The sequence below is a fragment of the Streptomyces sp. NPDC002845 genome, assembly GCF_053591955.1.
Genome location: NZ_JBSFUU010000112.1, coordinates 1 through 25,684, shown reverse-complemented (window position 1 = coordinate 25,684; position 25,684 = coordinate 1). Strand labels below are relative to the sequence as shown.

At 69.7% G+C, this 25,684-nt stretch carries 23 protein-coding genes and 1 pseudogene; 14 read left to right on the top strand and 10 right to left on the bottom strand.

Translation table 11 applies throughout. The features are described from left to right. Window positions 1–180: 180 nt before the first annotated feature. Complete coding sequence (gene lon, locus ACWD3C_RS43765) at window positions 181–2,604, bottom strand: endopeptidase La (protein ID WP_451153560.1); 2,424 nt, start codon at window positions 2,602–2,604, stop codon at window positions 181–183. A 396-nt stretch (window positions 2,605–3,000) separates the two neighbouring features. Between lon and ACWD3C_RS43760 the strand changes: the two genes are divergently transcribed. Next, the gene (locus ACWD3C_RS43760; protein ID WP_451153558.1) at window positions 3,001–3,684 is read left to right on the top strand and encodes a GNAT family N-acetyltransferase; all 684 of its coding nucleotides are present in this window, start codon (window positions 3,001–3,003) and stop codon (window positions 3,682–3,684) included. Here the strand turns inward: ACWD3C_RS43760 and ACWD3C_RS43755 are convergent. Beyond that, the gene (locus ACWD3C_RS43755; RefSeq protein WP_451153556.1) at window positions 3,675–3,848 is read right to left on the bottom strand and encodes a hypothetical protein; all 174 of its coding nucleotides are present in this window, start codon (window positions 3,846–3,848) and stop codon (window positions 3,675–3,677) included. The genes ACWD3C_RS43760 and ACWD3C_RS43755 overlap by 10 nt on opposite strands. A gap of 470 nt (window positions 3,849–4,318) precedes the next feature. Between ACWD3C_RS43755 and ACWD3C_RS43750 the strand changes: the two genes are divergently transcribed. The 5 genes from ACWD3C_RS43750 to ACWD3C_RS43730 all read left to right on the top strand — a co-directional run bounded on the left by ACWD3C_RS43750 (window position 4,319) and on the right by ACWD3C_RS43730 (window position 12,031). Next, a complete protein-coding gene (locus ACWD3C_RS43750) occupies window positions 4,319–5,005 on the top strand; it encodes a spermine/spermidine synthase domain-containing protein (protein WP_451153554.1) in 687 nt (228 codons plus the stop codon). Window positions 5,006–5,126: 121 nt separating this feature from the next. Then, window positions 5,127–5,864 carry a response regulator transcription factor gene (locus ACWD3C_RS43745; RefSeq protein WP_451153552.1) on the top strand — a complete coding sequence of 246 codons (738 nt, stop codon included), beginning with the start codon at window positions 5,127–5,129 and terminating at the stop codon, window positions 5,862–5,864. 75 nt (window positions 5,865–5,939) lie between these two features. Beyond that, entirely contained in the window at window positions 5,940–7,067 is a 1,128-nt protein-coding gene (locus ACWD3C_RS43740) for a HAMP domain-containing sensor histidine kinase (RefSeq protein ID WP_451153550.1), read from the top strand. A gap of 677 nt (window positions 7,068–7,744) precedes the next feature. Beyond that, a complete protein-coding gene (locus ACWD3C_RS43735) occupies window positions 7,745–11,584 on the top strand; it encodes a multifunctional oxoglutarate decarboxylase/oxoglutarate dehydrogenase thiamine pyrophosphate-binding subunit/dihydrolipoyllysine-residue succinyltransferase subunit (protein WP_451153548.1) in 3,840 nt (1,279 codons plus the stop codon). 267 nt (window positions 11,585–11,851) lie between these two features. Next, a complete protein-coding gene (locus ACWD3C_RS43730) occupies window positions 11,852–12,031 on the top strand; it encodes a DUF6104 family protein (RefSeq protein WP_147993681.1) in 180 nt (59 codons plus the stop codon). Between the two features lie 16 nt (window positions 12,032–12,047). On the opposite strand, the gene ACWD3C_RS43725 is transcribed toward ACWD3C_RS43730, so the two are convergent. Continuing rightward, window positions 12,048–12,179, bottom strand: a complete 132-nt coding sequence (locus ACWD3C_RS43725) for a hypothetical protein (RefSeq protein WP_451153546.1) — start codon at window positions 12,177–12,179, stop codon at window positions 12,048–12,050. Window positions 12,180–12,612: 433 nt separating this feature from the next. Here ACWD3C_RS43725 and ACWD3C_RS43720 point away from each other — a divergent pair, with 433 nt between their 5' ends. Then, window positions 12,613–13,566 (top strand): DUF4097 family beta strand repeat-containing protein, encoded by a 954-nt coding sequence (locus ACWD3C_RS43720; RefSeq protein ID WP_451153544.1) that lies wholly within the window; start codon window positions 12,613–12,615, stop codon window positions 13,564–13,566. Between the two features lies 1 nt (window position 13,567). Further along, on the top strand, window positions 13,568–14,665 hold the full coding sequence (locus tag ACWD3C_RS43715; protein WP_451153542.1) for a helix-turn-helix transcriptional regulator: 1,098 nt from the start codon (window positions 13,568–13,570) through the stop codon (window positions 14,663–14,665). Window positions 14,666–15,205: 540 nt separating this feature from the next. Here ACWD3C_RS43715 and ACWD3C_RS43710 read toward each other — a convergent pair. From ACWD3C_RS43710 to ACWD3C_RS43695, 4 genes are all read right to left on the bottom strand, one after another. Beyond that, window positions 15,206–15,778 carry a Clp protease N-terminal domain-containing protein gene (locus tag ACWD3C_RS43710; RefSeq protein WP_451153540.1) on the bottom strand — a complete coding sequence of 191 codons (573 nt, stop codon included), beginning with the start codon at window positions 15,776–15,778 and terminating at the stop codon, window positions 15,206–15,208. Then, window positions 15,778–15,987, bottom strand: coding sequence for a helix-turn-helix domain-containing protein (locus ACWD3C_RS43705; protein WP_451153538.1), 210 nt, complete (start codon window positions 15,985–15,987; stop codon window positions 15,778–15,780). The genes ACWD3C_RS43710 and ACWD3C_RS43705 overlap by 1 nt, the downstream gene beginning before the upstream one ends. A 180-nt stretch (window positions 15,988–16,167) precedes the next feature. Then, a complete protein-coding gene (locus ACWD3C_RS43700; protein ID WP_451153536.1) occupies window positions 16,168–17,133 on the bottom strand; it encodes a zinc-binding dehydrogenase in 966 nt (321 codons plus the stop codon). Window positions 17,134–17,360: 227 nt separating this feature from the next. Then, window positions 17,361–18,593: an NAD(P)-dependent malic enzyme gene (locus ACWD3C_RS43695; protein ID WP_451153534.1), complete on the bottom strand. Its 1,233-nt coding sequence runs from the start codon at window positions 18,591–18,593 to the stop codon at window positions 17,361–17,363. Between the two features lie 551 nt (window positions 18,594–19,144). On the opposite strand from ACWD3C_RS43695, the gene ACWD3C_RS43690 reads away from it, so the two are divergent. From ACWD3C_RS43690 to ACWD3C_RS43680, 3 genes are read left to right on the top strand one after another with little or no spacing between them, the layout of a single operon-like run. Further along, the gene (locus ACWD3C_RS43690) at window positions 19,145–20,107 is read left to right on the top strand and encodes an ABC transporter substrate-binding protein (RefSeq protein ID WP_451153532.1); all 963 of its coding nucleotides are present in this window, start codon (window positions 19,145–19,147) and stop codon (window positions 20,105–20,107) included. Between the two features lie 40 nt (window positions 20,108–20,147). Beyond that, on the top strand, window positions 20,148–21,089 hold the full coding sequence (locus ACWD3C_RS43685) for an amino acid ABC transporter permease (protein ID WP_451153530.1): 942 nt from the start codon (window positions 20,148–20,150) through the stop codon (window positions 21,087–21,089). Then, window positions 21,086–21,847 (top strand): amino acid ABC transporter ATP-binding protein, encoded by a 762-nt coding sequence (locus ACWD3C_RS43680; protein WP_451153528.1) that lies wholly within the window; start codon window positions 21,086–21,088, stop codon window positions 21,845–21,847. Before ACWD3C_RS43685 ends, ACWD3C_RS43680 begins: the two co-directional genes overlap by 4 nt. 97 nt (window positions 21,848–21,944) lie before the next feature. On the opposite strand, the gene ACWD3C_RS43675 is transcribed toward ACWD3C_RS43680, so the two are convergent. Further along, window positions 21,945–22,715, bottom strand: a complete 771-nt coding sequence (locus ACWD3C_RS43675; RefSeq protein ID WP_451153526.1) for a class I SAM-dependent methyltransferase — start codon at window positions 22,713–22,715, stop codon at window positions 21,945–21,947. 100 nt (window positions 22,716–22,815) lie between these two features. On the opposite strand from ACWD3C_RS43675, the gene ACWD3C_RS43670 reads away from it, so the two are divergent. Beyond that, a complete protein-coding gene (locus tag ACWD3C_RS43670) occupies window positions 22,816–23,445 on the top strand; it encodes a CGNR zinc finger domain-containing protein (protein WP_451153524.1) in 630 nt (209 codons plus the stop codon). On the opposite strand, the gene sodX is transcribed toward ACWD3C_RS43670, so the two are convergent. Further along, on the bottom strand, window positions 23,349–23,792 hold the full coding sequence (gene sodX, locus ACWD3C_RS43665; RefSeq protein WP_451153522.1) for a nickel-type superoxide dismutase maturation protease: 444 nt from the start codon (window positions 23,790–23,792) through the stop codon (window positions 23,349–23,351). The two genes, ACWD3C_RS43670 and sodX, sit on opposite strands and share 97 nt — an antisense overlap. 155 nt (window positions 23,793–23,947) lie before the next feature. Here sodX and sodN point away from each other — a divergent pair, with 155 nt between their 5' ends. Continuing rightward, window positions 23,948–24,343, top strand: a complete 396-nt coding sequence (gene sodN, locus ACWD3C_RS43660; protein WP_451153520.1) for a superoxide dismutase, Ni — start codon at window positions 23,948–23,950, stop codon at window positions 24,341–24,343. Between the two features lie 7 nt (window positions 24,344–24,350). Here the strand turns inward: sodN and ACWD3C_RS43655 are convergent. Continuing rightward, window positions 24,351–24,532: pseudogene (locus ACWD3C_RS43655) on the bottom strand (tyrosine-type recombinase/integrase); the annotation flags it as partial. A 618-nt stretch (window positions 24,533–25,150) separates the two neighbouring features. Here ACWD3C_RS43655 and ACWD3C_RS43650 point away from each other — a divergent pair. Beyond that, a complete protein-coding gene (locus ACWD3C_RS43650; RefSeq protein ID WP_451153518.1) occupies window positions 25,151–25,594 on the top strand; it encodes a helix-turn-helix transcriptional regulator in 444 nt (147 codons plus the stop codon). Window positions 25,595–25,684: the final 90 nt, after the last annotated feature.

Here is a 25,684-nt window from a genome sequence, read left to right as displayed (position 1 = left end):
GCCGAAGTGTTCACGCTTCCGAGTCGGGCACCGCCACACATGGTCCACTCGTCGGTCCGCCCACGCCACAGGCCGGACTTCGCCAACAGCGTCCGGACCGTACGGCGGGACCCGCGGACATGCCGGGAGGCCCGGGCCTCCCTCACGGGACCCGGGCCTCCCTCTCCCCGGTGGCGTCCGTCACGCCGCCACCGGAACCTCCGTCCTCGCGCCGTCCGCCGCCGGGGTGAGCGCCAGCTCCAGCACCTGGCGGACGTCGGTGACGGCGTGGACGTCGAGCTTCTGAAGCACCTCGGCCGGGACGTCGTCCAGGTCGGGCTCGTTGCGCTTCGGGATGATCACGGTCGTGACCCCGGCCCGGTGCGCGGCGAGCAGCTTCTGCTTGACGCCGCCGATGGGCAGCACCCGCCCGGTGAGCGAGACCTCGCCGGTCATCGCCACGTCCGTACGGACCAGCCGCCCGGACAGCAGCGAGGCCAGCGCCGTCGTCATCGTGATGCCCGCGCTCGGCCCGTCCTTGGGCACGGCGCCCGCCGGGAAGTGGATGTGCGTGCCCCGGTCCTTCAAGTCGCCCACGGGAAGCTCCAGTTCGGCACCGTGGCTGCGCAAGAAGCTCAGCGCGATCTGCGCGGACTCCTTCATCACGTCACCGAGCTGGCCGGTGAGGGTCAGCCCCGCGGCACCCGTCTCCGGGTCGGCGAGCGACGCCTCCACGAACAGCACGTCACCGCCGGCCCCCGTGACCGCGAGCCCGGTCGCGACACCGGGGACGGCGGTCCGGCGCTCGGCCGGGTCCTGCGCGGACTCGGGCACGTGGTGCGGCCGTCCGATCAGCCCGCGCAGCTCGCCCTCGGTGACCGTGAACGGCAGCTTGCGCTCGCCGAGTTCGTGCTGCGCCGCGACCTTGCGGAGCAGCCGGGCGATGGAGCGCTCCAGGTTCCGCACGCCCGCCTCGCGCGTGTACTCACCGGCGAGCCTGCGCAACGCGCTCTCGTCAAGGGCGACTTCGTCCTTGCCGAGCCCGGCCCGCTCCAACTGCCGCGGCAGCAGGTGGTCGCGGGCGATGACGACCTTCTCGTCCTCCGTGTAGCCGTCCAGCCGGACGAGCTCCATACGGTCGAGCAGGGCCTCGGGGATGGCTTCGAGGACGTTCGCGGTGGCGAGGAACACGACATCGCTCAGGTCGAGTTCGACCTCCAGGTAGTGGTCCCGGAAGGTGTGGTTCTGGGCGGGGTCGAGGACTTCGAGGAGAGCGGCGGCAGGGTCACCCCGGAAATCGGAGCCGACCTTGTCGATTTCATCGAGCAGCACGACGGGGTTCATGGATCCGGCTTCCTTGATGGCCCGCACGATACGGCCGGGCAGGGCACCGACATACGTACGCCGGTGGCCCCGGATCTCGGCCTCGTCCCGCACACCGCCGAGGGCGACCCGTACGAACTTGCGCCCCATGGCGTGCGCCACGGACTCCCCGAGGCTGGTCTTGCCGACGCCGGGCGGCCCGACGAGCGCGAGCACGGCGCCTCCGCGCCGCCCGCCGACGACCCCAAGCCCGCGGTCCGCGCGCCGCTTGCGCACGGCAAGGTACTCGGTGATGCGCTCCTTCACGTCGTCGAGCCCGGAGTGCTCGGCGTCGAGGACGGCCTTGGCGCCCTGGATGTCGTACGCGTCCTCCGTGTGCTCGTTCCAGGGCAGTTCGAGCACGGTGTCGAGCCAGGTGCGGATCCAGGACCCTTCGGGCGACTGGTCACTCGCCCGCTCCAGCTTGTCGACCTCCTTCAGCGCGGCCTCCCGCACCTTCTCGGGGAGATCGGCGGCTTCGACCCGAGCCCGGTAGTCGTCGGACTCCTCACCGTCCTGCTCACCGTTGAGCTCGCGCAGCTCCTTGCGTACGGCTTCGAGCTGCCGCCGCAGCAGAAACTCCCTCTGCTGCTTGTCGACGCCCTCCTGGACGTCCTTGGCGATGGTCTCGGCGACGTCCTGCTCGGCGAGGTGGTCACGCAGCTGCTGGGTGGCGAGCCTGAGCCGGGCGACGGGGTCGGCGATCTCCAGGAGCTCGACCTTCTGCTCGGTGGTCAGGAACGGCGAGTACCCGGAGTTGTCGGCAAGGGCGGACACGTCGTCGATGGCCTGCACCCGGTCGACCACCTGCCAGGCCCCGCGCTTGCGCAGCCAGCTGGTGGCGAGCGCCTTGTACTCCTTGACGGACTCGGCGACATGCCCGGGCAGCGGCTCGGGGACGCTCTCGTCGGCCCTGGTCCCCTCGACCCACAGCGCGGCCCCCGGCCCGGTCGTCCCGGCCCCGATCCGCACGCGCCCGCGCCCGCGGATCAGCGCCCCCGGGTCACCGTCGGCGAGCCGCCCGACCTGCTCGACGGTCCCGAGCACACCCGTCTTGGCGTACGTCCCGTCGATCCGCGGCACCAGCAGCACCTTCGGCTTGCCCGGCTCCGCACGCGCCGCCGCCTGCGCGGCCTCCACGGCAGCCCGTACATCCGCGTCATTGAGATCCAGCGGCACCACCATCCCGGGCAGCACCACTTCGTCGTCGAGCGGCAGTACGGGCAGGGTGAGCGGTGTGAACGCCGTGGACTCAGCAGCCATGATCTCTCCCTAGGCAGTAAAGTTGAGCTATGACGACTCAATGCACGTGAGCCTTCAAATGTTCCCCGGGGGACGTTCGCTGTGAGCGATCAGGGGACTGACGTGCAGGGACAGGAGTGAGCGGCCGCAGGGGTGAACGGCCGTCCGGATGTCACGGCTGTCCGGACGGCACGGAGATGGACGGCACGGAGATGAGTGACCGGGCTCGCGTTCGCCATCGATCACCTCACCCTCGGGGGCGCACATCAGAACCGGCACGCCATGGATCGTCTGCAGGGGTGGCCATGGACGCCGAGGCCGATTCGGGGGGCGGGCGCCGGTCGACGCAATTCTTCACGCGACACCGACTTCACGTAATAGGCTTAAACCTAGATCATCTATTACCTGGGGGCTGAGATGCAGCACATCGTGCGGGCTTGGATCGACGGCTGGCTCGTGTCGCGGGGCGCCGCGCCGCCTGTGGCCGAGCCCTGGGGATACACGATCGACGTGGGTACCGCCGACCACGTGACGCGCCATGTGTTCACCGCCACGAACGAGGCGGTCGACGAGACAGCGGTCCGGAAGGTGGCCGTCAGCGTGACCGGGACCGGCGTGTGGCTCAAGGTCTTCGCGGCACCGGAGACGGTCGGGCCCTGGCTCGGCGAGGGCTGGTGGGTCGATCCGGAACCGGGGTACCTGATGTCGGTGCCCCTGACGACCACCCCGGGCCCCGCGCCCGTCCCCTCCGGCTACCGGCTCCGCACCTGGACACGGGGTGGCGTGACCCGAGTCGTCGTCGCCGCGCCGGACGGCTCCTGGGCGGCACGCGGCCAGATAGCCCCGACCCGCGGGACAGCCGTCGTCGACCAAGTGGAGACGTCTCCCGCCCACCGCCGCCGCGGCCTCGGCACCCTCGTGATGCGCACGCTCGCCCGCGCCGCGGTCGAAGAAGGCGCGGACACCGGCGTGCTGGCGGGGACGCCGCAGGGGCGGGCGTTGTACGAGTCCCTGGGATGGACGGTGGCGGCACCGCTGACGAGCGCGAAGTTCACGGGGACGACGACCGTTTCGCGGTCTCCCACCCTGCGTCACGAGTAGCCGGCGAGCCGCTCGTCGAGGGTTCGGATCTCGGCCGTCGCGTCGGCCGTCCGCTCGATGCAACGGCTGCGTTCCGTGGTCGGCGCTACCCAGGTCGCCGCAGCCGAGCCGTCACACAGCCAGTGGGGCGCGCTCGACCGCCATTCGCGTCCGCCCCTGGACACCCCGTGAGGTGTGGAAGCGCTGAACCCGTGTCCCAGACGCTCTCCCCCTGAGCCGCTTGTCCGCCCATCTCAGCCGCACGGAGGCCGGGCCCGGCGCGTAGCGACAGGAGTTGGAGAGCAGCTCAGATGTCAGCGGGACGGCAGTACTCGGTGAGTTCGGTGAGCCCGTGGCGGTCGAGTACAAGCTTGACGGCACATCAAGGCGTACGCACGCCCCACGCACCCCTGAGAGGCGCACGGGCGCCGCCCGCGCCACCACCGCGCTTCCCTGCCCCACAGGAGAGCTGCCACCCACGCAACCACACGCAACGCATCCGCCCCACGCGCTGAACGTGATGACATTGGCGACCGCTCCTGGGGAAACGGCAGGCCGGGCAGCGTCGAGCACAGTCGCATCCGCGGTCGCGACTCCGTGCTCCCGCACGGAAATGCACGGTGCCCGGCCCGGGCGGAACTGCCAGGATGGGCCCATGACCACCTCGTACGACATCTCAGACTTCCCGGTAGTCATCGACCGTCGCGAGGGCCCGTACGGCGAGGTCGTACTGCGGCGCCACGGGAAGCTGTTGCAGATCATCGCCAACGGGTGCTTCCTGATGGACACATCGGACGGACGCTCGGAACGGCTGCTGGTCGACGCCGCGCGGGAGGCGCTGGACGGGCGTCCGCAACCGAGCGTGCTCATCGGCGGGCTGGGGGTCGGGTTCTCGCTCGCACACGCCGCCGCGGACCCGAGGTGGGGGCGGATCACGGTCGTCGAGCGGGAGCGCGCGGTCATCGACTGGCATCTCGACGGACCGTTGTCGGAAGTGTCCGCGCAGGCCCTCGCGGATCCACGGACCGAGATTCTGGAAACCGATCTGGTCAGTTTCGTCAATGAGATTTCCGCCACGTTCGACGCGCTGTGCCTCGACATCGACAACGGGCCCGGCTGGACGGTCACAGAGGACAATGACAGCCTGTACTCGATGGCCGGACTGGCAAGCTGCGCAAGGGTGTTGAGGCCTGGAGGAGTGCTGGCGGTGTGGTCCGCACAGCCGTCCGCGGAATTCGAAGAAACCTTGAGGAATGCCGGGTTCCAACGGGTGCGTACCGAAGAGATCCCGGTTGCCCGAGGCGTTCCGGACGTCGTGCACCTAGCGGTCCGACCTGGATAGCCGAGGCATGGTGACTGCCCGTACTCTGCTTCCCTGACGCCGATCATTCAAGCGTCAATCGCAGTCATGCGCAGTCAAGGGATCACCCCACGGATTCCGGAAAGCAACACAGGGGCGGGCGATGGAGCAGACACACACCACCCACAGCGGCACGGCGGCGACCCAGGGCGCGCAGCGCCGGGTGCTGGTGGTCGAGGACGACCAGACGATCGTCGACGCCATCGCGGCCCGCCTGCGTGCCGAGGGTTTCCTCGTACAGACCGCGGGTGACGGTCCGGCGGCCGTCGACACCGCCGAGGCCTGGCAGCCCGATCTACTGATCCTCGACATCATGCTGCCGGGCTTCGACGGCCTGGAGGTGTGCAGGCGCGTGCAGGCGCAGCGCCCGGTGCCGGTGCTGATGCTCACCGCGCGCGACGACGAGACGGACATGCTGGTCGGGCTCGGCGTCGGCGCCGACGACTACATGACGAAGCCGTTCTCCATGCGGGAGCTGGCGGCCCGCGTGCACGTCCTGCTGCGCCGCGTGGAGCGCGCCGCGCTGGCCGCAACGACCCCTCGGTCCGGCATCTTGCGCCTCGGCGAGCTGGAGATCGACCACGCCCAGCGCCGGGTGCGGGTCCGCAGCGAGGATGTCCACCTGACTCCCACGGAGTTCGACCTCCTCGTGTGCCTCGCGAACACGCCGCGTGCCGTACTCTCGCGCGAGCAACTGCTCGCCGAGGTGTGGGACTGGGCGGACGCGTCCGGCACACGGACCGTCGACAGTCACATCAAGGCGCTGCGCCGGAAGATCGGGGCGGAGCGGATCCGCACGGTCCACGGTGTGGGGTACGCGCTGGAGACACCTACGCCCTGAGCGAGTTGGACGCGGTGGGCGAGTTGGTACGTGGGCAACTGGGTACGGACAGGGCTGTCCTGGGGGGGTGATCGCATGGGCGGCGGGTCGGGGGAGCCGCGCAGAGGCGGCACGGGCCCCTGGGGCAGTGTGCGCCCCTTCTCGATCAAGACGAAGCTCGGCACGCTCGTCGTCGTCTCGGTGTTCATCACCACCGGCCTGCTCATAGTCGCGGCGCGCACCGAGACCGAGCTGCGTTTCATCACGGTGTTCTCGATGATCGCCACGCTGCTGATCACTCAGTTCGTGGCCCACTCGCTCACCGCCCCGCTGGACGAGATGAACACCGTCGCCCGTTCCATCTCCCACGGTGACTACTCCCGCCGGGTGAACGACAACCGGCGCGACGAGTTGGGCGATCTGGCCCACACGATCAACCTCATGGCCGATGAGCTGGAGGCCCAGGACCGCCAGCGCAAGGAGCTCGTCGCTAACGTCTCGCACGAGCTGCGGACCCCCATCGCGGGACTGCGTGCGGTTCTGGAGAACATCGTGGACGGCATCTCGGCCGCCGACCCCGAGACGATGCGTACGGCGCTGCAGCAGACGGAGCGGCTGGGGCGCCTCGTGGAGACGCTCCTCGACCTCTCCCGCCTGGACAACGGCGTGGTGCCCCTGCGGCAGCGCCGCTTCGAGGTGTGGCCGTATCTCTCGGGTGTGCTGAAGGAGGCCAACATGGTCGCCTCCGCGCGCGGGGGCATCGCCTCGGACTCCGGTACTCACTCGCGTACGGACGTCCATCTCCACCTGGATGTCTCCCCGCCCGAGCTGACGGCCCACGCGGATCCGGAGCGCATTCATCAGGTCGTGGCGAATCTGATCGACAACGCGGTCAAGCACAGCCCGCCGCATGGCCGGGTCACCGTGAAGGCCCGCCGTGGTCTCACCCCGGAGTCCCTGAACCTGGAGATCCTGGACGAGGGGCCGGGCATCCCCGAGCCGGAGCGTCATCGCGTCTTCGAACGCTTCAACCGCGGTGCCGTCAGCTCGCCCCACGGCCCCGGCAGCGACGGCGGTACCGGCCTCGGTCTCGCCATCGCCCGCTGGGCCGTCGACCTCCACGGCGGCGGCATCCGCGTCGCGGAGTCCGACCGGGGGTGCCGCATCCAGGTGACCCTGCCCGGGGCTCCGCCCCACCCGGCCCACCGCCCGGTCCAGGCCTGACGCGCAGTCGATACGGGGCGTTCTTCGCCCAGCCGGCATCCCTCAGCCCGTCCGGCGCTTGAGGACGAGGCCGCAAGGCCGATCCACCACCCACCCAGCCGCACACCCAACCCACCCCGGCCCCCACCAGCCCGTCCGGCGCTTGAGGACGAGGCCGTTCAGGCCGACCCCGCAGCAACCCCCACCCACCCGCAACCTGCCCACCCACCCCCGGGGGTCCAGGGGGCGCAGCCCCTTCGGCGGGGTCGAAGAGGCGGGGCCCCTGGGGATGGGACGGGTAGGGGCGGCGGGGGCGATCTCACCCGGCGGCAACCCCCCGTGGCCGAATCCCACCGAGGTTGCCGGATCCCGCTCCCCCATCCAGGGCTTACATCTGTGCCAAGTTGACGTAAAGTTCGAAGCGGAACACAAGATCGACGTACATCCGGGCTGACGGACACGTGTGATCAGGGTCTCGTCCCCCGCGGGCCACGCGCATCGCGCGTCAGGCCCCTCCCAAGGCATGCGTTCCGGGCCGGAACCCCGCTTGTTTCCCGCCATTTCCAGCCCCGAAACACAGTTTTCGATGTGACTTACACGACGATGGGCAGGCCCGGACTGACCTTCTCGGCCACGGAGGCGTAGCCTTAATTCCCGCTGTCCATCACCTTGTGAAGCGGAAGAGGGCGGTTGCCGCCGTGTCGCCACAGTCCCCCAGTAACTCGAGCATCTCGACCGACACCGATCAAGCGGGCAAGAACCCCGCTGAGGCGTTCGGTCCCAATGAGTGGCTCGTCGACGAGATCTATCAGCAGTACCTCCAGGACCCGAATTCGGTAGACCGAGCCTGGTGGGACTTCTTCGCCGACTACAAGCCGGGGGCGGCCGCCTCCCCGGCTCCGGCGGGTACCGCGGCCGCGGGGGCCGCGGGCACCACCCCGGCGGCCCCGGCCGCCCCCGCTCCGGCGGCCCCGGCCAAGAGCGCACCCGCGGCCCAGGCTCCCGCCGCCCCCGCCGCTCCGAAGCCCGCCCCCGCCACCCCGGCTCCGGCCCCGGCCGCCCCGAAGCCCGCCGCGGCGGCTCCCGCGGCTCCCGCCAAGCCGGCGGCAGCGGCACCGGCACCGGCAGCGCCGGCGAAGAAGGCCGAGCCCACCACCGCGGCCCCCGAGGGCCCGGAGCTGGTCACCCTGCGCGGCCCCTCCGCCGCCGTCGCGAAGAACATGAACGCCTCCCTGGAGCTGCCCACGGCCACGTCCGTGCGCGCGGTCCCGGTGAAGCTGCTCTTCGACAACCGCATCGTCATCAACAACCACCTGAAGCGCGCCCGGGGCGGGAAGATCTCCTTCACCCACCTCATCGGCTACGCGATGGTGCAGGCCATCAAGGCCATGCCGTCGATGAACCACTCCTTCGCGGAGAAGGACGGCAAGCCGACCCTGGTCAAGCCCGAGCACGTCAACCTCGGCCTCGCCATCGACCTGGTGAAGCCGAACGGTGACCGCCAGCTGGTCGTCGCGGCCATCAAGAAGGCCGAGACCCTGAACTTCTTCGAGTTCTGGCAGGCCTACGAGGACATCGTCCGCCGCGCCCGCGACAACAAGCTGACGATGGACGACTTCACCGGCGTCACGGTCTCCCTGACCAACCCCGGCGGCCTCGGCACCGTCCACTCCGTGCCCCGCCTGATGCCCGGCCAGTCGGTCATCCTGGGCGTCGGCTCCATGGACTACCCGGCGGAGTTCCAGGGCACGTCCCAGGACACGCTCAACAAGCTGGGCATCTCCAAGGTCATGACCCTGACGTCGACGTACGACCACCGGGTCATCCAGGGTGCCGCGTCGGGCGAGTTCCTGCGCCAGGTCGCGAACCTCCTCCTCGGCGAGGGCGACTTCTACGACGAGATCTTCAAGGCCCTGCGCATCCCCTACGAGCCGGTCCGCTGGCTCAAGGACATCGACGCGTCGCACGACGACGACGTCACCAAGGCCGCGCGCGTCTTCGAGCTGATCCACTCCTACCGGGTCCGCGGCCACGTCATGGCCGACACCGACCCGTTGGAGTACCGCCAGCGCAAGCACCCCGACCTGGACATCACCGAGCACGGCCTCACGCTCTGGGACCTGGAGCGCGAGTTCGCGGTCGGCGGCTTCGCCGGCAAGTCGATGATGAAGCTGCGCAGCATCCTCGGCGTCCTGCGCGACTCGTACTGCCGTACCACCGGCATCGAGTTCATGCACATCCAGGACCCGAAGCAGCGCAAGTGGATCCAGGACCGCGTGGAGCGCGGCCACAACGCCAAGCCGGAGCGCGAGGAGCAGCTGCGCATCCTGCGCCGGCTGAACGCGGCGGAGGCCTTCGAGACCTTCCTGCAGACGAAGTACGTCGGCCAGAAGCGCTTCTCGCTCGAAGGCGGCGAGTCGGTCATCCCGCTGCTGGACGCGGTCATCGACAGCGCGGCGGAGTCCCGTCTCGACGAGGTCGTCATCGGCATGGCCCACCGCGGCCGCCTGAACGTCCTCGCCAACATCGTCGGCAAGTCGTACGCCCAGATCTTCCGCGAGTTCGAGGGCAACCTCGACCCGAAGTCGATGCACGGCTCCGGCGACGTGAAGTACCACCTGGGCGCCGAGGGCACCTTCACGGGCCTCGACGGCGAGCAGATCAAGGTCAGCCTGGTCGCGAACCCGTCGCACCTCGAAGCGGTGGACCCGATCGTGGAGGGCGTCGCCCGCGCCAAGCAGGACATCATCAACAAGGGCGGTACGGACTTCACGGTCCTGCCGGTGGCCCTGCACGGCGACGCGGCCTTCGCGGGCCAGGGCGTGGTGGCCGAGACCCTGAACATGTCGCAGCTGCGCGGCTACCGCACCGGCGGCACGGTCCACATCGTCATCAACAACCAGGTCGGCTTCACAGCGGCGCCGGAGTCCTCGCGCTCGTCGATGTACGCGACGGACGTGGCGAGGATGATCGAGGCCCCGATCTTCCACGTGAACGGCGACGACCCCGAGGCGGTCGTCCGAGTGGCGCGGCTGGCGTTCGAATTCCGCCAGGCGTTCAACAAGGATGTCGTCATCGACCTCATCTGCTACCGCCGCCGCGGTCACAACGAGTCGGACAACCCGGCGTTCACACAGCCGCTGATGTACGACCTGATCGACAAGAAGCGCTCGGTGCGCAAGCTGTACACCGAGTCGCTGATCGGTCGCGGCGACATCACCCTGGAAGAGGCCGAGCAGGCCCTGCAGGACTACCAGGGCCAGCTGGAGAAGGTCTTCACGGAGGTCCGCGAGGCCACCTCGCACCCGGCCGCCGCCGAGGCGCACGACCCGCAGGACGGTTTCCCGGTCGAGTCCGGCACCGCTGTCTCCGCCGAGGTCGTCAAGCGCATCGCCGAGTCCCAGGTCAACATCCCCGACCACATCACCGTCCACCCGCGTCTGCTGCCCCAGCTGCAGCGCCGGGCGGCGATGGTCGAGGACGGCACGATCGACTGGGGCATGGGCGAGACGCTCGCGATCGGCTCCCTGCTCCTGGAGGGCACCCCGGTGCGCCTCTCCGGCCAGGACTCCCGCCGTGGCACGTTCGGCCAGCGCCACGCGGTCCTGATCGACCGCGAGACGGGCGGGGACTACACCCCGCTCCTCTACCTCTCGGACGACCAGGCCCGCTACAACGTCTACGACTCCCTTCTCTCCGAGTACGCGGCGATGGGCTTCGAGTACGGCTACTCCCTGGCGCGTCCCAACGCGCTGGTCATGTGGGAGGCCCAGTTCGGCGACTTCGTCAACGGCGCCCAGACGGTCGTGGACGAGTTCATCTCGTCGGCGGAGCAGAAGTGGGGCCAGACGTCCGGCGTCACCCTGCTCCTCCCCCACGGCTACGAGGGCCAGGGCCCGGACCACTCGTCCGCCCGCCCGGAGCGCTTCCTCCAGCTCTGCGCGCAGAACAACATGACGGTCGCCATGCCGACCCTCCCCTCGAACTACTTCCACCTCCTCCGGTGGCAGGTGCACAACCCGCACCACAAGCCGCTGGTGGTCTTCACCCCGAAGTCGATGCTCCGCCTCAAGGCGGCGGCCTCGAAGGCGGAGGAGTTCACGACGGGCCAGTTCCGCCCGGTCATCGGCGACGCCTCGGTCGACCCGGCCGCCGTCCGCAAGGTCGTCTTCTGCGCCGGCAAGGTCTACTACGACCTCGACGCCGAGCGCCGGAAGCGCGGCATCACGGACACGGCGATCATCCGCCTGGAGCGCCTCTACCCCCTCCCGGGCGCCGAGGTCCAGGCCGAGATCGCCAAGTACCCGAACGCCGAGAAGTACCTGTGGGCCCAGGAGGAGCCGGCGAACCAGGGCGCATGGCCCTTTATCGCCCTCAACCTGATCGACCACCTGGACCTGGCCGTCGGCGCGGACGTCCCGCACGGCGAACGCCTGCGGCGCATCTCCCGCCCGCACGGCTCGTCTCCCGCCGTGGGGTCCGCGAAGCGACACCAGGCTGAGCAGGAGCAGCTGGTACGCGAGGTGTTCGAGGCGTAAGCCGTACGGCCACTACGGCCGCCCGCTACGGCCTTGGGGCCCTCTCCCGAGTTCTTGTGACTCGGGAGAGGGCCCCTCGGCGTGGCGACGAAGTGGTCCGGTGCCACGGTCTTGCCGCTGAAGCAGTGGCTCACACTGCGGGGGCTGCGGTGCCGCGGGACGGCGGGACCGGCCGCGCGGGTGCGGCCCGCACCTATCCTGGGAGTACTGCGTTCCGGCAGACCGCACACCTTGTCTGTCCCCATTCGACATTCGACGGAGAGCACGTTGTACTTCACCGACCGTGGCATCGAGGAGCTGGCGAAGCGGCGCGGCGAGGAGGAGGTCACCTTCGAGTGGCTCGCCGAGCAGCTGCGGACGTTCGTCGACCTCAATCCCGACTTCGAGGTGCCGGTGGAGCGGCTGGCGACGTGGCTGGCGCGGCTGGACGACGAGGACGACGAGTAGCTCGTCGGGGCGGAGATCAGTCGCGGGGGTGTGCGAGGTCGTACACCAGGCCCAGCGCACCGTGCGCGAGCAGCAGGGCTCCCGCCATGATCCAGCCGGCGCTGCGGCGCCGTAGTCCCCAGGCCGCGAGGGGAATGCCTGCTGCCATTTGGGCAGCGGCGAGGGGTGCGGGACGTGGGGGTACCGGTCCAGGGGAGCCAGGGGCCGAGGCGGGTGGTTTCCACGGCGGTCAGTTTTCGGCACGGACCGCCTCCGCAGGCCCGGCCACTCGATGGGCCGGGCGTCGGGGCGGGCACCGGGGCGGGCGTCGGCGGCCTCGCGGAGGCGGTCGGCGGGGTCTCCGAGGGGGGAGGCCTGTGGGGAGGACCACTCCCGCGCGTGTGAGGACGGCGAGGAGGCCAAGCATGCGGGGATTTCCGTCGGCAGAGCCTCAGGGCAGGGCGATTTGTTCGCATTCATCCCGCGCGAGATCACCAGAACGAGTGTCTTGACTTTCCGTGACCGCGATATATCGTGAATAACGGAAGACGCGATATGGCGCGTCGGGTCCTGCGAGGTCCCTGCCGAGGAGGTCAGCAACCATGTCCGAGTGGTCCGTCACCGAGCCGAGCAAGCTCACATTCGACGCCCCCGTGACGGCACTCCATGTGCGCGTCGTCAACGGAACAGTGAACGTCGTGGGCACCGACGAGGGTTCCGCCCGGCTGGAGGTCTCCGACATCGAGGGCCCACCGCTCACGGTGACGCAGAAGGACGGCACGCTGACCGTGGCGTACGACGATCTCCCCTGGAAGGGCTTCCTGAAGTGGCTCGACCGGAAGGGCTGGCGCCGCAATGCGCTGGTCTCGCTGGCCGTTCCGGCACACACGCGCGTGGAGCTGGGCGTGGTCGGCGCCACCGCGGTCGTGTCCGGGGTGGACGGGCGTACGGACGTGAAGGGCATCACCGGCGACACCACCCTGGTCGGCCTGACAGGCTCGGTGCGCACGACGACCGTGTCGGGGAACGTGGAGGCGCAGGCCGTCACCGGTGACCTGCGGATGAGCTCAGTCTCCGGCGACCTGACCGTCGTCGACGGGTGCTGCCCCACCGTACGGGCCGACTCGGTGAGCGGCTCGATCATCCTCGACATAGACCCCACGGGCGGCGCCACGGACGTCGGCCTCAACAGCGTCTCCGGTGAGATCGCCATCCGGCTCCCCCACCCGACGGACGCCGAGGTCGAGGCGAACACCACGAGCGGCACGGTCTCCAACGCCTTCGACGATCTCCGGGTCAGCGGCCCTTGGGGCGCCCACCGGATCACCGGCCGCCTGGGCGAGGGCAACGGACGGCTGAAGGCCACGACCGTCTCGGGCTCGATCGCGCTGCTCCGCAGGCCACCAGCGGAGGACGAGCCATGGGACGAGGTCCCCGCCACCACCCCGGACGCTCCCGCCGGCCCGAGTGGCCCGGAGCTCGATGCCCAGGAGCCGACTGACGCAGTGCCCGGTGAGAACACGCTCGACGGCCCGACCCACAAGAAGGTGCTCTGACATGCCCCCCGTCTTCGCCCATGGACGCCTGCGCCTCTACCTGCTCAAGCTGCTGGACGAAGCCCCGCGCCACGGGTACGAGGTCATCCGCCTGCTGGAGGAGCGCTTCCAGGGCCTGTACGCACCGTCGGCGGGCACCGTCTACCCGCGGCTGGCCAAGCTGGAGGCCGAGGGCCTGGTCACCCACACCACCGAGGGCGGCCGCAAGGTGTACGCGATCACGGACGCGGGCCGCGCCGAACTGGCCGACCGGAGCGGCGAGTTGGCCGACCTTGAGCTGGAGATCCGTGAGTCGGTGGCCGAGCTCGCCGCGGAGATCCGTGCCGACGTACGCGGGGCGGCGGGCGATCTGCGCCGCGAGATGCGGGCGGCTGCCACCGAGGCCCGCAAGGGCACCGGCACCGCGGCCGGGGAGCACGGCCCCCTCGGGGACTTCGGCGAGCACGCCGACAAGGAGGCCTGGCGCGTCGCCAAGGAGGAGATGCGCCGCGTCAAGCACGAGTGGAAGGAGCAGGCCCGCCGCGCCAAGGACGAGAGCCGCCGGGCCCGCGAGGAGGCCCAGCGGGCGCGCCGCCAGGCCAAGGAAGCGCAGGAGCAGGCGCGTACTCAGGCCCAGGAGGAGTTCCAGCGCATCGCCAAGCGGGTCCAGGAGCAGGTCCAGGACCACTTCGCGCGCGGCGACTGGCCCACAGGGGTGCGCGAAGGCCTGTCCGAACTGGCCAAGGAGTTCGGCGATTTCGGGAAGGACTTCGGCAAGGACTTCGGCTTCGGGCACTCACGCACGGGGGCGGGGAACAGCACGAGCACCGCCGCCGGCTCCAGGCCCGGGTCCGGGTCCGGCAAGGCGGAGGGGGCGGAACCCGAGTACACGGCCACCCCTGAGGACTTCCCCGCCGAGTACGAGCCCGCCTGGGCCCACGAGGCCTCCACGGGCGACCCCGCCCGCGACCTCGACCGCCTCCTGGACCGCTTCCGCGACGACATCCGCGACGCCGCCCGCGACCACGGAGTGACAGAGGACCAACTCCGGGACGCCCGGCGCCACTTGTCCACAGCGGCGGCACACATCGGGGCAGCCCTGAGTACACCGAAGCCGTGACGGGATGCCTTTGCCCCTACGGATGCCTATGCATACGGCGGCTGCGGGAGGGAGCGGCTGCCCCAGCTTGAGCCGGGAGGCTTGGCGGGCCCGGCCGGCTCAGGCGGTTGAGTCAAGCGACTGGCTCAGGCCCGAGCCCGGCGAGTCGGTTGGCACAGAGCCGGTCCCGGCAGACCGCCCCGGCTCAGGGCTGTGCCCCCCGGCAGACCGGTGGGCACAGACCTGAGCCCGGTGGATCGCCCGACACAGGGCTCGGCCTGCCAGGCCAGGACGGCTCTGGCCGGGGTCAGCCGCCCGGAGGCCGCCCCGGCGACGCTCCCCAAGGCACAGCCAAGGCATGACTGCCAGGCGCCGCCAAGGACGCCGCCGCTCAGGGGCACGTCAGGCGACGAGCGTTACTGGGCGGAGCCGTGCCGCGTGCCGGGACGGGGTGCCGACGAAGTGCCCCTGCCGAGCCCGCCATTGCGCGCATCCACCCATCACCCCGGGCCATCACCCCAGGCTTCGCCCGTTCCCGCGCCCGCGCCCGTGTCTCCGCCCTCACCGCCCGCCCCACAGGACCCGTTCCACCGTCTCGTACGTCACCCCGTGGTCGGCGAGGGCCTCGGCCGGGGGGCCGGGGCGGACCGTGAGGGCGAGGAGGAAGTGCTCGTCGCCGATGTGGCGGTCGTGGTGGGATACGGCGACGCGGAGGGCCTGAGTGATGAGGTCCTTGGCACCGCGGGTGAAGGGCCGATGACCCGAGCGGAGCCGGCTGACCTTCCCCGTCCCCCTCCTTCCCCTCCCCTTCGCCGGCTCCAACGCGCCCACCCCATGGGCCTCTTCGACTCGCGAGACGATCTCTGTGAGGTCGATGCCGAGACCGGAGAGGGCGTCCGCGTCCGCGCGGGAGAGGCCGCCCCGACGGCGGGCGTCGGCGAGGGCCCGTTCCACGGAGTCGCGTCGGTCGGCCAGCCCCAGCGCGGCCAGAGCGAACGCGGCGCGGCTGGCCTCCCGGTCGAGGAGCGCGAGCAACAGATGCTCCTCGTCGATGGTCGCCGAGCGGGACAGTTCGGCGTACTCGACCGCGCCGAGGACCACGGCGCGGGCGTCTTTCGTGAACCGTTCGAACATCACTGCCTCCCGTACTTCTTGTGCACGGCCTGCCTGCTCACTCCGAGCTCCGCGGCGATCTCCTGCCACGACCAGCCCTGATTGCGCGCGTTGCGCACCTGTACCGCTTCCAGTTGCTCCAGCAGCCTCCGCAGCGCGGAGACCGCCCGCAGTCCGACGCGCGGGTCGCGGTCACCGGCGCGTTCGGCGAGATCCGTTGCTTCGGTCATGAAGTCAACCTAGGTTGACACGCCTCAAATTGTCAACCCTGATTGACAGCCGCTTGTGCTCAGGCATGCGAACGGCGGGCTCGAATGGACCGAGCCCGCCGTTAGAAGGTGCAGGTCCTCCCCAAGAAAGCCGGAGTCATCTCAGGAAGTCGCCTCAGCGAGTCACCTCAGCGAGTCACCTCAAGGCGTCGTCAGGACGATCTTCCCGAACTGATCACCCGACTCCATGCGCTCGAAGCCCTCGCGCACCCGGTCCAGCGGGAGAACTTCGTCGATGACGGGACGTACGCCGGTCGCGGCGCAGAAGGAGAGGAGGTCCTCCAACTCGTCCTTCGTTCCCATGGTCGAGCCGACGATCTTCAGCTCCAGGAAGAAGACGCGCGTCAGTTCGGCGTGGGAGGGCCGGTCGCCGCTGGTGGCGCCCGAGATGACCAGGGTGCCGCCGGGCTTCAGGGACTTGACCGAGTGGGACCAGGTGGCCGCCCCGACCGTCTCGATGACCGCGTCGACGCGTTGCGGCAGCCGCGCCCCCGACTCCAGGGCCTCGACCGCGCCGAGTTCCACGGCCCGCTTGCGCTTGGCCTCGTCGCGGCTGGTGGCGAAGACACGGAGGCCGGCGGCCCTGCCCAGCACGATGGCGGCCGTGGCGACGCCACCGCCTGCGCCCTGGACGAGGACGGAGTCGCCCGGGCGGACGCCCGCGTTGGTGAAGAGCATGCGGTACGCCGTGAGCCAGGCGGTGGGGAGGCAGGCGGCCTCCTCGAAGGAGAGTTCCTTGGGCTTGGGGAGGACGTTCCACGTGGGTACGGAGACGAGTTCGGCGAACGTGCCCTGGTAGCGCTCGGTGAGGATGGACCGGGGTTCGTCGGGGCCGACGCCGTGTCCCGTCTGGCCGATCACCGAGTGGAGGACGACCTCGTTGCCGTTCTCGTCGATTCCGGCGGCGTCGCAGCCCAGGATCATGGGGAGCTTGTCCTCGGTCAGGCCGACGCCGCGGAGGGACCACAGGTCGTGGTGGTTGAGCGAGGCCGCCTTCACCTTCACGGTCGTCCAGCCGGGCCTTGGTTCGGGGGCCGGGCGCTCGCCCAACTCAAGTCCGCGGAGCGGTTGATCACGGTCAATGTGAGTGGCATAGGCAGCGAACATGGCCCCGACCCTAGGGCTCCACCGAGGGCGATGGAACCTTGGCCCACTGTGACACGCGCCCTGCCGGTGTACGCCGGAGGGTCTCGCCCCCGCACCCACACAGCCGCACCCTCAGGTAAAAATCCCCGAGCCCCACCCAAAGCACCCCGCCTACAGCACCCCACCCACAGCAAATGGCCCCGCCCAACCCACGGACGGGGCCACCGAACCCAACCGCGAAACGGATGTCAGCGCCGAGCCACACCCTCAGCCCGAGCGGCCGCGGCCACCGCCGCGGTGACCGCCGGAGCGACACGCTCGTCGAACGGAGAGGGGATGACGTAATCCGGAGCGAGATCGTCTCCGACGACCGAGGCCAGCGCGTCGGCGGCCGCGATCTTCATCCCCTCGGTGATCCGGGAGGCCCGCACCTGGAGCGCCCCCGCGAAGATCCCGGGAAAGGCGAGCACGTTGTTGATCTGGTTGGGGTAGTCGGACCGCCCGGTCGCGACGACGGCCGCGTACTTGTGGGCCACATCGGGGTGCACCTCAGGATTCGGGTTGGCCATGGCGAACACGAAGGCACCCTCGGCCATGGAGGCGACCGCCGTCTCCGGCACCGTACCGCCGGAGACGCCGATGAAGACGTCCGCGCCCGCCAGAGCCGCCTCCAGCGAACCCGACAGCCCGGCCTTGTTCGTGATCCCGGCCAGCTCCCGTTTGACCGGCGTCAGGTCGTCCCGGTCCTGCGACACGACACCCTTGCGGTCGGCCACCGAGACATCCCCGATGCCGGCCTCCAGCAGCATCTTGGAGATGGCCACCCCGGCCGCACCCGCACCCGAGATCACCGCACGCAGGTCGCCCAGCCCACGCCCCGTCAGCCGCGCCGCGTTGCGGAGCGCCGCCAGCGTCACGACCGCCGTACCGTGCTGGTCGTCGTGGAAGACGGGAATGTCGAGGCGCTCCTGGAGCCGGCGCTCGATCTCGAAGCACCGGGGCGCCGAGATGTCCTCCAGGTTCACGCCGCCGAACGACGGGGCGAGCCGGACCACGGTCTCGACGATCTCGTCGGCGTCCGTGCAGGCCAGCGCGATCGGAACGGCGTCCACGCCCCCGAACTGCTTGAACAGGATCGCCTTGCCCTCCATCACGGGGAGGGACGCCTCGGGGCCGATGTCACCGAGCCCCAGCACGGCCGTACCGTCCGTCACCACGGCCACGACCGACGACTTCCATGTGTAGTCGTTCACCAGGTCGGGCTGCTCGGCGATCGCGGAGCACACTTTCGCGACGCCGGGCGTGTAGGCGAGGGACAGGTCGTCCTTGTCACGGACGGGCACGGTGGCCTGCACGGCCATCTTGCCGCCGCGGTGCAGAGCGAACGCCGGGTCGAAGGAATCGAGGGGCTCCGCCCCGCCGTCCTCGTCGGTACTGGTGTCGCTGCTGTCGGTGCGAGGATTCACGATCTCCGCTGCCACTTTGTTTTACCCCTTAAGTCTTCATGGTTTGAGGGTGTCCACTCCCGGTTCGGGGTGGGCGGGCACCGCGTATGGCCCTGTTCACCGTTGGGTACGGGCACAGACGCGACGGGCGCGCCGCACACGCGCCCTGAGCCCCGGATGAGGGGTGCAAAGAACCTTCTTACCGGACGGACGGCACCGGGGACGAGTCCATAACACGAAGGTCACATGCCGGTGACGTGACTTGTCACCGAATATACGGACAAGACTTTGACAATCCCTGGATAACCACTCAAACCGACAGAAGTACGGCAGGGTGGCCGCTCGCATCCTGAGATGCGCCGAAGATCTTCCGGCCGGAGGAAGTTTTTCCCGCACAAGATCCGGTCTTGATGTACCGGCCTGCGGCGGTTCGGGGGTGACCCGTTATCCGATTTTGACATAGGGAGTCGCCTGGATGCCCAGGTCTGAATGGCAAGATGCCGTAATCACACGAGGTCGCGACACCCAAAGGTGTGTGCTGTCGTCGACCAATCGGCAACTCCACCACCCCGCCGGAGGAACCCACCATGACCGCAGGCAACATCCGTCGTACTACCGCCATGCGCTCCCGAACAGCCGCGGTCGGTGCGATCGCGGTCGCAGGCGCCCTGCTGCTCACCGGCTGCGGTGACCAGACCAAGGACAACGGCAGCGAGGGCGACAGCACGCCGACGGCGAACGCGGCCCCGCTGGCCGACCAGCTGCCCGAGGACATCCGCGAGGCAGGCGTCATCAAGGTCGGCTCGGACATCGCGTACGCGCCGGTCGAGTTCAAGGACGACTCCGGCAAGACGGTCGGCATCGACCCCGACCTGGCCGACGCCATGGGCAAGCAGCTCGGGGTGAAGTTCGAGTTCGAGAACGGCACCTTCGACACCCTGCTCGGCGGTCTGCGCTCCAACCGGTACGACATCGCCATGTCCGCCATGACGGACACCAAGAACCGCCAGGAAGGCATCGACCCCGACACCGGCAAGAAGGTCGGCGAGGGCGTCGACTTCGTCGACTACTTCACCGCGGGTGTCTCGATCTACACCAAGAAGGGCGACACCCAGGGCATCGAGACCTGGTCCGACCTGTGCGGCAAGAAGCTGGCCGTCCAGCGCGGCTCGGTCTCGCACGACCTGGCCAAGGCCGAGGCGGAGAAGTGCCCCGACGACAAGAAGCTGTCCATCGAGGCCTTCGACAACGACCAGCAGGCCCAGACCCGGCTGCGCTCCGGCGGCGCGGACGCCGGCTCCTCCGACTTCCCGGTCGCCGCGTACGCGGTGGCGACCTCGGGCGGCGGCGAGGACTTCGAGCTCGTCGGTGAGCAGGTCGAGGCCGCGCCGTACGGCATCGCCGTCGCCAAGTCCGACACCGAGCTGCGGGACGCCATCCAGGCCGCGATGGAAGCGATCATCGCCAACGGCGAGTACGAGGAGATCATCAAGAAGTGGGGCGCCGAGGACGGCGCGGTCACGGAGGTCACCATCAACGGCGGCAAGTGATCGCGTACTTCTCACGACGCGTCACTGAAAGGCAACATCCGTGACTGTAGACATCGACAAGACGGACGGGCCGGCGGACACCCCGCCGGCCGGACCGGAGGCCATCAAGGCCATCCCGGTCCGGCACTACGGCCGTTACGTCGCCGCGGTGGTCGCCCTCGGCATCCTCGGCCTGCTCGTCTGGGCCTTCGCCGGCGGTGACATCAACTGGGGCGCGATCCCCGACTACGCCTTCGACGACCGCATCCTCACCGGTGTCCGCGAGACCCTGTGGCTGACGTTCCTCTCGATGGTCATCGGCATCGTCGGCGGCGTCGTCCTGGCCGTCATGCGGCTGTCGAAGAACCCGGTCACCTCGTCGATCGCCTGGTTCTACATCTGGTTCTTCCGCGGCACCCCGGTCCTGGTCCAGCTGATCGTCTGGTTCAACCTGGGCTTCGTCTTCGAGTACGTCAACCTCGGGCCTGTCTACAGGGACGAGTGGGCCGACTTCATGACGCCGTTCCTCACGGCACTGCTCGGCCTCGGCCTCAACGAGGCCGCGTACATGGCGGAGATCTGCCGTGCCGGCCTGCTGGCCGTCGACGAGGGCCAGACCGAGGCCGCGCACGCGCTCGGCATGAGCCACTCCAAGACGCTGCGCCGGATCGTCATCCCGCAGGCGATGCGCGTGATCGTGCCGCCCACGGGCAACGAGGTCATCAACATGTTGAAGACCACGTCCCTGGTCGCCGCGGTCCAGTACTACGAACTCCTGCGGTACGCCCAGGACATCGGCCAGACCTCCGGCGCCCCGGTCGAGATGCTCTTCCTGGCCGCCGCCTGGTACCTGGTCATGACGTCGATCCTGAGCGTGGGCCAGTACTACGTCGAGCGGTACTACGCGCGTGGCTCCAGCCGCCAGCTGCCGCCGACCCCGCTGCAGAAGATCAGGGCGAACCTGCTGTCCCTGTCCAACCGTCCGGCGGGAGGCACCGCGTGACCGCCATGGTGAAGGCCGAGGGCGTCCACAAGTCCTACGGCAACGTCGAGGTCCTCAAGGGCATCGACCTGGAGGTGAAGTCCGGCGAGGTCTTCTGCCTCATCGGCCCCTCCGGCTCCGGCAAGTCGACGTTTCTCCGGTGCATCAACCACCTGGAGAAGGTCAACGCGGGGCGCCTGTACGTCGACGGGGAGCTGGTCGGCTACCGCCAGAAGGGCGACAAGCTGTACGAGCTGAAGGACAGCGAGGTCGCGGTCAAGCGCCGGGACATCGGCATGGTCTTCCAGCGCTTCAACCTGTTCCCGCACATGACGGCGGCGGAGAACATCATGGAGGCGCCGGTCCAGGTCAGGGGCCTGAGCAAGGCCGGGGCCAGGGACCGCGCGATGCAGCTCCTGGAGCGGGTCGGCCTCGCCGACAAGGCGGCGAGCTACCCGTCCCAGCTCTCCGGCGGCCAGCAGCAGCGCGTGGCGATCGCCCGGGCGCTCGCGATGGAGCCGAAGCTGATGCTCTTCGACGAGCCGACCTCGGCCCTGGACCCGGAGCTGGTCGGTGACGTCCTCGACGTCATGCGCGACCTCGCCGAGTCCGGCATGACGATGGTCGTCGTCACCCACGAGATGGGCTTCGCCCGCGAGGTCGGCGACAGCCTCGTCTTCATGGACGGCGGCGTGGTCGTCGAGTCCGGCAGCCCCCGTGACGTACTGACGAACCCGCGGCACGAGCGGACGCAGTCGTTCCTGTCGAAGGTGCTCTGAGGGTACGTACGAGGAAGGGGCGGCGGTACGGCATCCCCGTACCGCCGCCCCTTCCGCATCCCCTACTCGGCTACATCCCCCTACTCGACTACTCGACCTACTTGACGGCGAGCACCAGCACGTCCGAAGGCGAGCGCCACACCGGGCGGGCCTCGGCGAAGCCCTGGTCGCGGAGCACGCGCGCGTGCCAGTCGGCGGAGGGCGTGTCGCCGTCGGCGTGCTCTCCGTAGATCTCGAAGCGGCGGGCGGTGGGTTCGGCGAGGACGGGGTCCTGGGCGGCGAGCTGCCACCACTCGGCCCAGTCGACGGCGCCGTTCGTCTTGGCCTGATCCATACGGGTGTGCCGGTGGGCGCGCTCCACCGCGTTGATCCGGGGCGTGGTCTCGTCGATCATGTGGTCCGCGTTCATGAAGACACCGCCGTCGCGAACGAGTTCCGCGACCTGACCGTAGAGGGCGGCAAGGGGTTCACTGTGCAGCCAATGAAGGGCTGTGGCCGTCAGGACGGCGTCGTAGGAGTCGTACGGCAGCAGATCCGGCCACCCCGGGTCCTTGAGGTCGGCCGTGACGAAGGTGGCCCGGTCGTCGCCCGCGAAGGTGCCCTCGGCGATGGTGAGCAGGGCCGGGTCGAGGTCGACGCCGGTGCTGGTGGCCTCGGGGAACCGGGCGAGCAGCCTGGCCGTGATGGTGCCCGTGCCGCAGGCGAGGTCGAGAACGCGGGGCGCGGGGCCGGCGAAGGCCTCGACCATGTCCAGCATGACCCTGAACCGCTCCTCGCGGTCCGGCATGTACCACTCCTGCTGCCGGTCCCAGCTCTCCTGCCAGGCCTGCCAGTCGGTTCCCGCCGCGGTTCCGGTTTCGGTCGTCATGGGAGCCCCTTCTCCGCCGTACCCCGTAATACCCTGAAAGCACCATCAGCTGTTACGTCTGCGCATGCACGACAATAGAGCGCCCTGGTAAGGACTACAAGTGGAACTGGCCTATTACTCGGATTACGCCGTACGGCTCGTCAACAGCGAGGAGCCGCTCCGGGGCAAGGACTCACTCACCTCGGTGGAGGCCGTCCGCGATCTCTTCGGGGTGATCCAGTCGGCGGCCCGGCGCGCCACGGACGCGGACGTGACCCGTTTCCGGTCCGTACGGGCCCGGCTGCGGGCCGTCTTCGAGGCGGCGGACGGCGGCGACGAGACCCTCGCGGTGGACCTGCTGAACTCCCTGCTCCTGGAGTTCCCGGTGAGCCCGCAGATCTCCGGCCACGACTTCCGGGACGACAACGGACGCCCCCTGTGGCACATGCACCTGGCGGACCACCCCTCGAACGCGACCGCGGGCTACGCGGCCATCGCGGCGATGGGCCTGGCCTTCCACCTCACCGAGTACGGCGTGGACCGCCTGGGCCTGTGCGAGGCCGCGCCGTGCCGCAACGCCTACCTCGACACATCCACCAACCGCTCCCGCCGCTACTGCTCCGACCGCTGCGCGACCCGAGCCAATGTGGCGGCCTACCGGGCACGCAAGCGCCTGGAGGCGGACCGGTCGGACAGCACCGGCCGCAGCGCCGAGAAGGCCCATGAGAGCAGCGCGCCGACGGACCGCTGACCGTCGCCCTCGTCGCGGCGCAGCGGCCGGAAGCGCGCCCGTACCTTCGCCAGGACGAGCTCGTCGGGCACGGCCCCGTAGACCGTGCTGTCCCCGCCCGGCGAGTACGGGTTGTCCCCGCGCACCCACCAGCCGTCCTCGCGGCGCTCCGCCACACGCTTCACGACCAGCAGGTCCTGCTGGAAGGGATGGCGCAGGATCACGACGTCCCCCGGCCGCACCCGGGCGCCGTGCTGCACCAGCATCCAGTCCCCCGGGGAAAGCGTGGGCACCATCGACGGCCCGTCCACCTCGATCAGTTGGAACGGCACTCGTGCCTCCCGCCCCTCGGCCGCCGTCTCAGACATCAGACAACCTCCCGGTTCCGTCCCGGTTCCATCCTCCATCAGTCCCAGTCTCGCCCGGGACTTTTGCCCTAAGCCCATGGGGGCACTCGCGAAATCCCGTCCACCACGGAGTAGTGTCCCCCCTGAGAAGACGATCACGAGGAAGGACAGCATCCATGCTCTCCCGCCTGTTTGCCCCCAAGGTCAAGGCCAGCGCACACTGCGACCTGCCCTGTGGTGTGTACGACCCGGCCCAGGCCCGCATCGAGGCGGAGTCGGTGAAGGCCATCCAGGAGAAGATGGCCGGCAACGACGACCCGCACTTCCAGGCTCGGGCCACGACCATCAAGGAGCAGCGCGCCGAGCTCGCCAAGCACCACGTGTCGGTCCTCTGGAGCGACTACTTCAAGCCCCCGCACTTCGAGAAGTACCCGGAGCTGCACCAGTTGGTCAACGACGCCCTCAAGGCCCTCTCGACCGCCAAGGGTTCCACCGACCCGGCGACGGGCCAGAAGGCGCTCGACTACATCGCTCAGATCGACAAGGTTTTCTGGGAGACGAAGAAGGCTTGATCTCTGCCTAGGCCGCCTGACCTGCATTTTCGCGGGTCGCATCGCCTACCTGTCCGCACCCGGTCCGCAGGCCGCCGAGCACGGCGTCCATGACGGTCCGGGTGCGGTCTTCTTCGCCCGGCCACGGTAGGCGTAGATCCGCAGCGTGATGACGGCGGACGCGTGGCCGAGGACCAGCTGAACCTGCTGACGCTCGCCCCGGCCGTCCGGTTCAGCTTGACGCCGACGCTGGTCACCCGCTCCGCCAGCTCGGTCGTACTCCACCCGCTGACCTCGCGCTCCAGGGCCACGCGCGCCACCGGCAGGCCCGGACACGGCAACGGCATCGGCGCGCCTACGCCGAGGGCCGGAGATTCCCCTGCACGTCGCGCATCCCTGAACGAACGAACCGGTGAGGGCCGGGATGAACCGCCACGCCACACTCACCGGCCACTCCAGTGTCCATGAGGCCCGGACGTGGTGGCCGTCGCACGTATCGGTGGCGCGGCTCGCGGGAGAGGCCATGGCCCGTACTCCAGGCCCCTAGAAGGGGCATCACCGGTGTGCGGCTCGCGGGAGAGGTCGCTGCCGGTGGGGCGGCTCGCGGAAGGGCCGCCGCCAGTACCCCGACCCACAGACGGAACTGGTGACAGCCGTCGGCCCACAAGCAGGAGCCGCCATCGGCACCCCGGCTCGCAGGCAGCCCGCCGCCGGTTGACCGCTCAAGAGCGGAACCGCCGTCAGACCCCCAGCTCACGGGCAGGACCACCGTCAGAACCCGGCTCCCGCGAGGCACCGCTGTCAGTGCGTCGTGCCATGCTGGCCGGCATGAACCGAGACGACTTGGTGCGGCTGCGGCAGGCCCGCGACCGTATGGACCGTGAGTATGCGGAGCCGCTGGACATCGCAGCCCTCGCGCGCACCGCACTGATGTCGCCCGGCCACTTCCAGCGCAGCTTCCGGGCCGCGTTCGGGGAGACGCCGTACAGCCATCTCATGACCCGCCGGATCGAGCGCGCGAAGGCGCTGCTGCGGCGCGGCGACCTGACGGTGACGGAGGTGTGCATAGCGGTGGGCTGTACGTCACTGGGTTCGTTCAGCGCCCGTTTCACCGAGCTGGTGGGCGAGACCCCGAGCGCGTACCGGGCGCGGTCGCACGAGCAGGGGGCGGCGATACCGGCGTGCGTGGCGAAGGGCCTGACACGACCGGCCAGGCACCGCATACGTACGGCGGAGCCGCCGCCGGACGCCGGAGGAAGCGCCCTAACTTGAATCCTCCCCTCCCTGAAGGGGGAGGGGATTCCTGGCTCAGGCAGCCTCCTGGAGCAGCGCTCCAGGAGGTCTTGCGCCATCGGCACCAGC